This window comes from Clostridioides sp. ES-W-0018-02 (assembly GCF_020658175.1).
Classification (GTDB): Bacteria; Bacillota; Clostridia; order Peptostreptococcales; family Peptostreptococcaceae; genus Clostridioides.
In genome coordinates this window covers 201038-214122 of record NZ_JACVVY010000002.1, presented here as the reverse complement: position 1 = coordinate 214122, position 13085 = coordinate 201038, and the positions used below count along the sequence as shown (strand labels likewise).

9 protein-coding genes are annotated in these 13085 nt (G+C 29.4%); 3 read left to right on the top strand and 6 right to left on the bottom strand.

What is annotated here, in order from left to right:
* The first annotated feature begins 287 nt into the window (after nucleotides 1–287).
* Entirely contained in the window at nucleotides 288–3614 is a 3327-nt protein-coding gene (locus IC219_RS07415) for a cell wall-binding repeat-containing protein (RefSeq protein WP_227831300.1), read from the top strand.
* A 140-nt stretch (nucleotides 3615–3754) separates the two neighbouring features.
* Here IC219_RS07415 and IC219_RS07410 read toward each other — a convergent pair whose 3' ends face one another.
* The 6 genes from IC219_RS07410 to IC219_RS07385 form a co-directional block, all read right to left on the bottom strand.
* Entirely contained in the window at nucleotides 3755–4777 is a 1023-nt protein-coding gene (locus tag IC219_RS07410; RefSeq protein WP_227483025.1) for a LacI family DNA-binding transcriptional regulator, read from the bottom strand.
* A gap of 96 nt (nucleotides 4778–4873) precedes the next feature.
* Entirely contained in the window at nucleotides 4874–6472 is a 1599-nt protein-coding gene (locus IC219_RS07405; RefSeq protein WP_227831301.1) for a sodium:solute symporter, read from the bottom strand.
* A 40-nt stretch (nucleotides 6473–6512) separates the two neighbouring features.
* Nucleotides 6513–7787, bottom strand: a complete 1275-nt coding sequence (locus tag IC219_RS07400; RefSeq protein ID WP_227831302.1) for an MFS transporter — start codon at nucleotides 7785–7787, stop codon at nucleotides 6513–6515.
* Nucleotides 7788–7924: 137 nt separating this feature from the next.
* A complete protein-coding gene (locus IC219_RS07395) occupies nucleotides 7925–9223 on the bottom strand; it encodes an ester cyclase (protein ID WP_255612933.1) in 1299 nt (432 codons plus the stop codon).
* A 50-nt stretch (nucleotides 9224–9273) separates the two neighbouring features.
* Entirely contained in the window at nucleotides 9274–10281 is a 1008-nt protein-coding gene (locus IC219_RS07390) for a nuclear transport factor 2 family protein (protein WP_227483027.1), read from the bottom strand.
* Nucleotides 10282–10696: 415 nt separating this feature from the next.
* Complete coding sequence (locus IC219_RS07385) at nucleotides 10697–11401, bottom strand: hypothetical protein (RefSeq protein WP_227831303.1); 705 nt, start codon at nucleotides 11399–11401, stop codon at nucleotides 10697–10699.
* Nucleotides 11402–11700: 299 nt separating this feature from the next.
* On the opposite strand from IC219_RS07385, the gene IC219_RS07380 reads away from it, so the two are divergent.
* Both IC219_RS07380 and IC219_RS07375 read left to right on the top strand, forming a co-directional pair.
* Entirely contained in the window at nucleotides 11701–12198 is a 498-nt protein-coding gene (locus IC219_RS07380; protein ID WP_227831304.1) for an RNA polymerase sigma factor, read from the top strand.
* A complete protein-coding gene (locus IC219_RS07375) occupies nucleotides 12176–12955 on the top strand; it encodes a hypothetical protein (protein WP_227831305.1) in 780 nt (259 codons plus the stop codon). Before IC219_RS07380 ends, IC219_RS07375 begins: the two co-directional genes overlap by 23 nt.
* The last annotated feature ends 130 nt before the right edge of the window (nucleotides 12956–13085 follow it).

Genomic DNA, 13085 nt, shown 5'->3' with positions numbered 1-13085 from the left:
TTAGATTTTTGTATATTAAAGCTACACAACTTTATCCTTATGTAAATATGATAATCTCTTAATATAAACATGACAATCTCTTATCTGATTTTAAGAATCATTTAGAGATTGTCTCTTTTTATTTATATGCTTAATAATAAATGCTATCTTCCTGTAAACATAAGATTAACATTACTATGATATTGTTTTGTATATAAATACCAATAGACTAATATATAAGACACTAATAAAAAGTAAATTTTAAATGTTAAACACATAAATAATACATATAAAAAGGGGGAAATATCATGAATAAAAAATTAAATGCAAGAATTATATCTACAGGAATGGTTATGACTACACTAGTTACAGGAGTTGCTCAGGCACAAGAAACTGCTCAAGGTAATACTAATATAGAAAAGTCAGAAAAAACAACACAATCTAAAAGTAGAAAAGAAATTAAAACTAGTAGTACTACATATAGTCAACTAGCTGATTTTCTTTTACAATCAGCTAAATCATATAATTCTAATATAGATAAAAAGAAAATCCTGTCTGGATACGAAAAGAAAGAAAATCAAAAAGTTAATAGACTAGATGGTCTTATCATGATAAGTAGAGCTTTTGGAACTTTATCAGCTCCAAAAGGTCAAAATGAAAGAGTGGCAGATAAAAATGTAAGTTTTACAGATATCCCTGTTTCTGCTAAGTCTCATATAGATAACTTAATAAAGGGTGGAGTTATGGTTAACACTAAAGACAAAAAACTTCATGGTAGTGATGTTATGACTGTAGGAGAAGTTGATACTATGGTTAGACGTATCTGGGCATTTAAAGGTAGCAATCCAAAAGATGATTTTTATAATTTTGTAAATAAAAAGTCTTTGGAAGAATCAAAGCTTCCAAGTGACGAAGCAGTATCTGGTGGTTATGTTGATATTGAAAATGAGAACACAAAAAAAATTAATGCTATTATTAAAAAGATAGTAGAAGGGAATCATAAAAAAGGTAGTGAAGAGCAAAAGATTAAAGATTTCTATCTTAATATACTAGACATGAAAAGCAGAAATGAACTTGGAAATAAACCAATAAAAAAATATCTTGATGCTATAGATAAAGCAAAGAATGTAAAAGAACTTAGCGATATTCAAAAAAAATCACTTGAAGAAATAGGAACTGGTGGTTTGATTACTCTTTCTTTAATGCAAGACAATGTAGGTGAAGCAAAATATGCTTTATATATAGGAACAATAGCTGATACACATTTATTTAGCTCCTATTCAAATGATCAAGTAATAGAAAATAGTAAAACATTTTTTAAAAAACTGTTAATTTTAAGTGGAGAAAGTGAAGCACAAGCTAGTAAGCATGTTGATGAGTATATAAACTTTGTAAAAAAAGTATCTGGAGGTGAAGAAAATATTGATAAGAGGATGACTTTAAAAGAGATGGAAGAAAAAATGCCAAACTTAGAGTTGTCTAAAATGCTTACTGCTGCTGGATATACTAATCTTCCTAAAGAAATCAAGCTAATGAATCCAAAAGATTTAGAACTATTTAATAAGGCATACACTAATAATAATTTAGAAGTTTTAAAAACACTTTTTAAAATAAAACTTTCTGAAGAAAATGCGCAATTTTTAGACCAAAACTATCTAAATGTTTGGGCTGAAAATTTTAATCCTGGTGCAGATGCTTCACAAAGTAAAATAACTGAAAAAGATGCATCAGTATTAACATCAGAAAGGTTCAATTCATATCTTGGAAAATTATTTGTAGAGAAATATTTTCCTGAAAAATCAAAGAAAGATATTGAAGATATGATTAAATCTTTTGTAGAATTATATAAAGAAAGAATTAAAAAACTTGACTGGATGAGTGAATCTACCAAAAAAGAAGCCATAAAAAAACTTGATAAAATGACATTTGTAGTTGGCTATCCTGATAAATGGGAATCTGATACAGAAAATGTAGACATTAAAAGTAAAGAAAATGGTGGAAATTATTTTGATAATATAACTGCTTTTAAACTTGCACGTCTAAAAAAGGATGCTGAAGATACAGGTAAGGTAGTACCAAAAGATAGATTTAATTTAGCAACATTTACTGTAAATGCAGTGTATGGAATGTATGATAATGCAATGACTTTCCCAGCAGGTATTTTACAAGCACCTTTATATGACCCAAATGCATCAAGAGAAGAAAATCTAGGTGCAATAGGTGCAATAATAGGTCATGAAATTTCTCATGCATTTGACAACAGTGGAGCCAAATATGATTCAAGTGGGAAAGAACATGATTGGTGGACTAAGGATGATTACAGAGAATTTCAAGAACGTTGTAATGATGTAGTTAATTTCTATGATGGATGGGAAATAGCTCCAGGTGTAAAAGCAAATGGTAAGATAAGTTTAGGTGAAAATATTGCAGATATAGGTGGTGTAGGAGCAGCCTTGGGAATTTTATCAAAGATGGAAAATCCAAATTATGATAAGTTCTTCAAGAGTTATGCAAAGTCATATACTAGATTATACACAAAAGAATATGCAAAGAACTCTACAGGAGATGAGCATAGTCCAAATACTTTAAGAGTAAATCGTGTCTTATCAAATTTCGAAGAATTCTATAAAACGTATAATATAACAAAGAATGATGGTATGTATGTAGCTCCTGAGGATAGAGTAAATTTATGGGATAATCTAGACACTAATGTAAAATCTAAAAAAATGACTGGAGATGACAGATTCGAAACAGCAGTAAAAGTATCTAAAGAAGGCTGGAAAACTTCAAATACTGTAATACTTGTAAACGGTACTGATAAGCACTTAGTAGATGGATTATCGTCTACTCCACTTGCAAATACAAAAAATGCACCAATGTTACTTTCTAATGGAAATAATGTAGATAAATCAACAATGGATGAAATTAAAAGATTAAAAGCATCTAATGTAATAGTTGTAGGTGGTGAAGCTTCAATATCCAATTCAGTTGTTAACCAACTAAAAGGTGTTAATAAATCTATGAATGTAAAAAGAATAGGTGGGAAATCAAGATATGAAACGTCTTTAAATATAGCTAAAGAAATGTCTGGTAATAACAATATTGATACAATATATGTAAGTGCTGGAGATGGAGAAGCTGATGCACTCTCTATTTCATCAGTAGCAGGAAAAAATAACTCTCCTATAATACTTACACAAAAAGATGGTTTAGATAAAGATACATATGATTATATTAAATCTAAAAAAATAAAAACTTCTTACTTTATAGGTGGGGAAACTAAAATCTCTCAAAAAGCTATAGAACAAATTAATAATGTAACTTCAAATGATGTATCAAAAAATAGAATTGCTGGAAATGACAGACAAGAAACTAATGCCCGTGTTATTGAACATTTCTATAAAGATAATAGCATAAATGGGGTGATATTAGCTAAGGAAAATAATCTGATTGATGCTTTATCAGTAGGTCCATTTGCCTCAAAGGAAAATATGCCAGTTGTAATAGCTACAAGTAGTTTAAATAAAGAGCAAGAAAATATATTAGATAAAAAAAACTCAGAAAAAGTATATCAAGTAGGTGGTGGCATAAAATTATCTGTACTTAATAAATTGAGACTTTTATTAAACAAATAATATAAATAAAAAAATATACTATAAATATAGGTTTACTAAATTAATCACAAGTATTCAAGAAAGTATTCTTCATTTTGAATTTGAAGAATACTTTTCTTGTTTATACAGTATTATTAGTATATCTTTAATATAATTTTATCCTAAATGGTAGAATCTCTTTTAATTAATTCAGGCTTAAGCATTTCAACTACTGGCTCACAATCATCTTCTTCTAATAAGATTTTAAGTATATTAATCGTTTTTCCAATTAATAAGTCTAATGGTTGTCTAATCGTTGTTAAACTATAACTTTTCCATGAAGCCATCTGAATATCATCATATCCCATTACTGATAAATCCTCTGGTATCTTCAATTTATACTCAAATCTTGCGGCATCCATTACACCCATAGCTATCAAATCACTTGTACAAAAAATTGCTGTTGGAGGATTTGATAATGCTAACATTCTCTTTCCAGCTTCATATCCAGAATCATAATCATAATTTGCAGATTCTTCTTTAAGGTTGTGAATTCCGTTTTGTCTTAATTTAGAATAAAATCCAATTTTCTTTTCCATTTCCTCACTTGTTTCTCTTGTAAATTGAATGTATCCTATATTTTTATGTCCCCTATCAATTAGGTATTCAGCAGCCATTCCTCCACCTTCAATTGGGTCTACATAAACTGTACTTATTTTTATACCTGGTATAAAACGATTAAAAAGAATCACAGGAATATTATTTTCTTCACATGTCTCAGCCATTACCTTATTCATAGCTGAAGCTGTAATAATCACAGCTTCCACTTGAAACTGAATTACTCTTGAAATTATATTATCTATTCTTTCTTGTCTAGGAACCTTAAAAACAAGACACTGTTTACCTATTTCTTGAATCTTTTCCACGAATAAGTTAATAATTCTGTTGTAAAACGGACCTAGATTATCACCAACTATCAATCCTATAACATTTGTTTTGCCACTAATCATTCCTCTTGCAACTAAATTGGGAACATATCCAATTTCATCTGCTACACGGAAAATTTTTTCTCTCACTTCAGGTTTTACACCTTTTCCATTTGCACTACCAAATGCCCTTGAAACTGATGACTGCGATACTCCTGCTAATTTTGCAACATCTTTTGAAGTAGCCGATTTATTATAATGAACTTTCTTTTGATTCATTTAGTATTTCTCCTTAAACATCTTGTATTTCTTTTTAAACATCTTGCATTTCTTTTTAACGCCCTTTACTTCTTATTAAACATCTTGCATTTCTCATTAAAATTGTATTAAAAATAAGATTATATATTGGACAACGAAAAAAACTAACACAATTAACTCTTGTTTACCTAAAGAAAATGGCAATACAGACACTCCATCTACTTTATCTATTCCTTGTGAAATAAGTTCTTTTCTCATACCAAATACAGTATATTTTTTAATATCTTCTATATTATGATTATCCTTTAAAATGATACTAAAAATATATCCAAATATTAATGTTATTGTAGCACCTATTGCTGGATTCCACAACCAACTCACATTATATTTATTAGAAATAAAAAATCCTAAAACTAATCCTATGATAAAACCAATAGATACCCCTTTATCATGAGTTTTGTATGTAAACATAGCCAATATAAATGCACCCGTAGCTGGACCAGCAAAATATGAAATATAGTTACCAACAAGGTCAAGAATTGATTTGATGCTTCCTCCAAATCCCATAATAATAAAACATGTCATAACAATACCTATAATCATTGTTATAATCATCGTGACTTTTAATGACGATTCCTCATTATCTTTTTTAAAATAAAACTCATAAATATCCTTTGTAAAAACAGTTGTCATACTATTTAATATAGAGTCAATACTAGACATCGCCGCTGCAAATACACCAGCAATAATAATTCCAATTGCCCCTACTGGAAGTTCATTCAAAATAAAAGTAATCATTATTTCATTTGAAGTTTCAAATGTCCTTCCCTTATAATAAACAAATAAAATCACTCCTACTAATAACATAAAATAGTAAGCTAAATTCATAACAAATGCACTAACTACAAAAGAATTTTTGGCTCCTTTTAAAGATTTAGATGTCAAAACTCTTTGAACTTGAGATTGGTCAAAGCAGAAATATCTTATCCACATTACAGTTCCGCCAATCAGAGTAGCCCAAAAAGTATTTGTAATTGAAACATCCATATTAAAATCAAATGTATTTAATTTACCACTCTGTTGTGCAATTTGCAATGTATCAAAAAAGCCAAGATTCATTCCTTTTAGTGCTGTCATACTTACTATAAATACAGCACCTATTACTACTAACATTTGAATACTATCAGTCCATATAACTGCTTTAATTCCCCCTAGTAGTGTATATATAATTGCTACACATACAACTATTGGAACCAAAATATAAAGTGACCAACCAGTGATTATTTGAATAATAAGTACTGGTATATACACCATAGAACTCGCTTGAATCAATGAATTGATAAAAAATTGAATAATAGTTAAGCCCCTTGAATAATTGCCTAAACGAAGTCCCATATATTCATATACAGATGTTATTTTTAATCTATAAATAACTGGGGTGGTAATGCTCAGTGCAAAAAATATTGCTAAAGGGACTGTAATGTTAACCATTACTGGATACATTCCATCCATATATGCCCATCCAGGCCCCCCTATAAATCCATTAGCACTAATCATAGTAGCAGCAACTGACAAAGCGATTGGAATCCATGGCATTGACCTACCTGCTAAGAAATAATCTTCTTGATTTTTATTATCTTTTCCTGAATAATAACCAATAACCAACATTAACAGCAAATATCCTACTATAATACACACATCGATTACTGAAATCATAAGCCACCCCTTTCTAACCAACAAAATAGTTCTTAGAATTCTACTCTTTCTTGTTTAATGTTTCTGGTAAGAACAGCCATACAATAGCACCTGCTAAAAATACTGCTGTTGATATATAAAAAATAGTTGTCATACCTAAAGCACCAGAAGCTGTACCAGCTATTGCAGGAATTGCAAATGTAGATATAATTCTTCCTCCATTAAATGACATTCCAGAGGACAATGAACGATATTTACTTGGGAATAATTCTGTATAGTATGCTCCCCATGCTCCAGAATATCCAACAGCAATTCCTAATAATACTGATATCATATAAAATGCTGTTGTATTATTTCCTCCTAGTTTTGTATATATAAATACAAATACTGCTGCTAATGCCATCCCTATAAAAGGTACTTTTCTTCCAAATTTATCTGCTATTGAACCCCAAAATAAATATCCTACTAATTGCCCAATTCCTTGTAAACTATATATAGAACCTGCTACTGCTGCTGTCATTCCTATCCCTGTTACCAAATATGTAGTTGCATTGTTTGAAAATGCTGAGTATGCTGTGAAGTTAGCACCTGATAAAATAATTGTTCCTAGTCCAATCCACAAATATTTCCCCTTATACATACTTACATAGCTAATTTTTTCACCTGTTTCTTTTCCTTTTTTAACTAATTCTCTTGTATACTCTGAATCATCTGGTACAAAGAAAAATGCCAAAATAGCTCCAACTATAGGTGGTATAATCGCAGTATACATTAATATTTGCCAATTTGCATCACCTAAAAATCCATACACTTTCCCACCAAAAATCATAGCTAGTGAAAATAATGCAGTTAATACAGCAGCTAACTTACCACGATATTTGCTTGGAAACATATCTGCAACTAGAGGCATAGCTGTTCCAAATACACCACCCAATACTACCCCTGTGCATAAACGTGCAATTTTCCACAATATAATATTTGTAGGAGATAACATTGGAATAAAAGTCGTCAACCCAATTAATAAAGCTACACTAATTAAAGTTTTCTTTTTACCAAGCTTTGTAGAAATCACTCCAAAAATGAATGTACCTGGAATTGTACCAAAGGACATGACAGCAAATATTTCTTCTGTCTGTTTTAATGAAAACCCAAATCCACCTTCTGCCAAAGTATAAATCATTGTTGGTTTAATAAAGGTACCTACCATAAAGTTATAGCAATAGAAAAAGTATATTAAAGCAATCGAAAAAAATGCAATTCCCCTTTTTAGATTTGAATAATCTTTTCCTAGTATAATATCATTTTCTATCACATCTGTTGTTTTCATATTATTCATAATTACCCCTCCCTTACTATTAAGCATACTATTGCTAAAACTTTAAATTTTTACTTTTCATACATATTTCTTGCTTAAATTATATAACAAGAATACTTATTATATAATTTCTAAAAATATTTATACTCTAAACTATCTTACTCTTCTACACCCATGTACATCTGCTTCAAAACATCCATACCATCAAAAGTCATCCATTCTTCCTTTACCTTACCTTGTAGTACATGATAATGATTAATTCCCATTACCTCTACATGCTTACCAGAAGGTTGTCCAAAAAATCCAATGCCTTCATTTATTCCACGTAGTCTCCATCTCACAGATACATCATATCCTTCATTTTTTTCCTTTTGATTACAAGTTACTCTTTCTACTTCATAACTGCCATTTGGAATTGAAGCAAGTAAACTTACAATCATTCCTTGAATCTCATCATACCCATTTAAATCTTTATCACATATGAAATGTACTACTGCATTATCGTGATAGTACTTTTTAACTTCATTTATATATTTATAATTGTAAATACGACTTGTCATCTCAAGCATCATTTCACCAACAGAATCATCTTTAGCTTGATACTTTGCTGGCATAAATTGACCATCCATAGACTCACAAATACCATAAGTTGATTGTAAACTCAATACTTTAGATGCACTTGCCTTTGCCATATTTTTTGCCACTTCTTGAGGATTTAATCCTAACTGAGTAACAATCCATAGATTATCTCTAACTAGCCATTCTTCATGGATTCTATTATTCGTAGTAGCACAATCAATTACAGTTCTAAAATTTATCTTTTTTCCAGTTGCTGGAGCAAAATTACTGTCACCTAAATTAGTTGCTGTCGACAAAACACGATGAGAAGACAAAAAACCATCAGCACCAAAATTAGACCATATTACATTTTGACCAATCAGCCTTCTATCTGGAAACGCATGTAAAGTTTGAAGAGTATTCGAGATAACATCTTTTATACCAACTAAATTAGAAGAACCACAGTGCATTGTTACATTATTGTGATATGTATCATAAATAACTCCAATACCTTTTTCTTCCCAAATATTATGTGTAATTTTCATAATATAGTCTACAAAATCTCTGTATTTGGAATCAAATCCAGGTAACTTCTGCTCCCTTTTTGTTTGATTTGAAAAATCATTATAATCCATTACTCCAACAGGTGTTACTTCTAGTGAATCTCCATAGTAAATTTTTGTAGACTCCATATTTGTTTCTCCCTTCAATGTAATTTCTTCAGCTTTTTTAATAGTATTATTCTCATTGATTTTATCTATATTAGCTTTATTTACTTCAACATTATTAGCTTTATTTACTTCAACATTACTTAATTTAATCTCATTTATATCAACTTCTTTTGCTTTTGCTTTTTCTTTATCTTTTTCTCTTACATCATTTTTATCAATATACTTCAATTTACATTATCTCCTTCCTTGAATACGTATTCAAAATTAATTATTAAAAATTAAACATTAAAAATACTTTTAGTTCTTTCAAGAATATCAAGACCTTGTTGTTTTAACCAGTATGGAATATCAATCAACACCCAATTTTCTTTAAGTTTATCTCCTTTACGATAGTAAACATCAACGACTTGCATATCTGCCTTAACCTCTCCACCTGGCAATCCTAAAAATCCTCCACATGGGATATTGCTTAAGTTAGGCCATCCAAAGAAACAAGCAAAATTACCTTCTGCGAATCTACATACATGTCCATTAAAAGTCTTTCCTTTTAAATTATTTCTAAATGGCAATTGATGTTGTTCTTGATATCTAGGTATAGTATAAGAAGCTCCAATCCCCCCTGGTCCATACCAAATCATATCTTTAGCCCATGATTTTTCAAGTATCTCTGGTGGGCATCCCATAGAACCACTGTCATTTAGTTCAGACAAATCATCTACCATTTTATTGACTAATGCTAAAGTCTTAACCCCCTCTACTTCATCTGCATCTTCAAAAAGTAATCCATTATGGTCAATTGGTCCTGGATATACAAAATATGAACCTGTTTGTGGTGGCAATGGATTGACACCTGCCTGAATCATAAATCCAATTATATCTACAAATAATCCAGTTTTGGAAATTCTACCATCCTTCACACAGTTAAATTCCGCATATCTTAAGCTAATCATCTTGCGAGTATGCTTAATCCCAAGCCAATCATTATCAAAAAGTCCCATAAAATGACCCATACTCATTACCCACTCACTGTTATCAATTTCATTAGTACCTGCAATGAAGATATCTTGTCGTCTTTGCATATTACTCAATGAATGCTTTAAAGGCTTCCAAAATATATCTGCTACATTTTCAACTCCTTTTTGTTCACGAAATGGATATACGCCTCTCCAGTCATAATCTGACTTCATGTGCTGTTTTAAAATTTTTTTAATTTCATCTCCATTGGCATTTTCTAATGCTTCAAAGTAATTTCTTACAACTCTTTTTGATTCTTGATATTTTCCCATGATTATATCCTCCCAAATTTATAAAGTATAATCTAACTTTATTGACTTGTCATTGCATACGTTTTCTTTTTTATAGCTTTTTTATCTATTTTAAGGCTATTTTATGAATACATATGCATTTTTCTAAATATTAACATATATCTAAAAAATTGTAAAGAAAATGTTATCATAAAAATGTAAATTGTAACTTATATCTACTCAAATTTATATGTTTTTAATCATTCCTAATAAAACTAATCTTTATCTCCCATATTTATTGAAATACTTGCACCAATAAACAACTATAAAAAAATAAAGGTGACAGTCTTTTTAAAGCTATCACCTTTTTGATTTAGTCAATAATATGTTTTTATTTGTATTCTGATATTTATTTTTTAACCTTTAATTTAATTGTTTATTTATTGAATTTCTAACCCTATTTTTTATCAGTATCTTTTTTTTCACCTTTAATTTCTTCTTTAGTATTATTTTTATTAACCTCTTCTACTTGTTCATCAGTTGCTGTTTTAGATTCATAAATTTTTTCATATTCTTTTATATTATTTTTCTCAGTATCTGATTTATTTTCAGACACTATTTTTTCATCTACATTTTGGTTTTCAAATCTTCCACATTTCTGATATTCATTGTTTTCTTGATAATTTTTAGCATCAAATTCTTCATTTTCTTTAAATTCTCTGTAAGTTCTTTCATGACCACTTGGTGCAAATCCTTCATGACCTCTACATTCTCTATTGCCATGACCTCCTTCGTATCCTCTTGGCACAAATTCTTCATGACCTCTATATTCTCTATTGCCATGACCTCCTTCGTATCCTCTTGACGCAAATCCTTCATGACCTCTATATTCTCTATTGTCATGACTTCTACATTCTCTATTGCCATGACCTCCTTCGTATCCTCTTGGTGCAAATCCTTCATGACACATCATTTCAAATATTTTGCACCCTTCACATACATGATTCCATGGATGTCTATGAGGACCTCCATATCCCACTTGAGCATGATGTTGTGAATATTTACTATCTTCTCCATGATGTTCTTGGTGTTTATGATGTCCTCTCATTTCAAAATCTCCATATCCTCTAAATCCTTCTCTTTTATCTTTGTAATAATTCATATTAACTCCTCCTAATTAACTCGATTTTTTCTATTAATTTATTTTTTCAGTTTTATTAAGGTACCTTATCTATTTTTAATTATAAAGGTACCTTACAATTTTGTCAACACTATTTTTAAGGTACCTTTGTATTTTCTTCAATTTCTTTTATTTTCTATTTTCAAAATGAAAAAATTAGGGATACTCCTACTAATAAAATAATTATTTAAAAAAAGTGAACCATTTATAGTAAAATTTTATCTAATAAGTGTAAGGCAAAAAAGTAGCGCTACGATTTGCATAGAAAGGTAGGAGTACAATTGGATAAAACTACATTTATTAATAATATTCTTGAGTCAGAACAGACTTTGTATCGCATATCTAAGTCTATTTTAGGAAATGACCAAGATTGTGAGGATGCTGTCAACAATGCTATTTTAAAGGCATATGAAAAATTAGACTCACTAAAAGAACAACAATATTTTAAGACTTGGTTGATTAGAATAGTCATAAATGAATGTAATTCATTAAGACGTAAACAGTTTAACCTTCTACCCTTTGAAGAAATTCTCAAGAACAAAAAAGTAGAAGAAGATGATGATTACAGTGATTTATATATTGCTATTCAAGGTTTATCTAAAAAAATTAAGATTCCAATAGTTCTTTATTATATCGAGGGATATTCAATAGATGAGATTAAAGAAATATTAGATATACCTCAAGGAACTGTAAAAAGCAGATTATCAAGAGGTCGAAAATTATTAAAAACTAAATTAGAAAATATGGAGGTAATGTATGAACAAAAACAAATTAAATAATTCATTTCCGAAAGCTCCAGAAAGCTTTCATAATAGATTAAATAAAACATTAAATAGTCTACCAGAAAGAGGGGAAAATTATAAAATGATTAATAATAAAAAACATAAATTACCATTTAATTTATCATTCAAAAAAGGATTAATTGCAACTTTTGCTGTTACTCTACTTTTGGGTACAACAGTTCTTGCTGCAGGAGAGATATCTAGTATAATTGGAAAATCAAGTACTAGGGCTACCTATACATCTATCCCAACTACAGAACAAGTAAAAAAAGACTTTAAATTTGCCCCTAATATAGTTTCTGAATTTAGTAATGGATATAAATTTAAAGGAGCTTATACTATAAATGAAAAAGGACTTGATAAGGAAGATAACATTTTAGGCGAATTAAAAGCACTTGATTTTACCTATGAAAATGGTAATGATGAAATATCTCTTAAAACATCAAATAATGTACTTGGAAAAGATTCTGAGAATATAAAAGTTGTAGATACATACAAAGATGTAAATATTTCTTATGAGGAATTCAAGCAAAAGTATGTACCAGAAGGTTATAAAATGACAGAACAGGATAAACTTGATGAAAAATCAGGTAAATATGTATTTAGTGAGTGGTCAGGTGATGTGGAAGTTAATGAATATAAATATTTGAGCTGGAAACAAAATGGAGTTTATTACTCATTTATAGTTCAGGACTCAAATTTATCTATGAATAATTTAGTAGAGATGGCTCATGAAGTAATAGATACAAAATAAAGATAAGTAACATAAAGCATATCTAACAATTGAATTATTTATGAGTCTATTATTTGTGACTTTAATTTATTTATTAGTAAACATAACCATCTCTTTTATATTAATATTTTTTTTAGAATTTATATCAGAT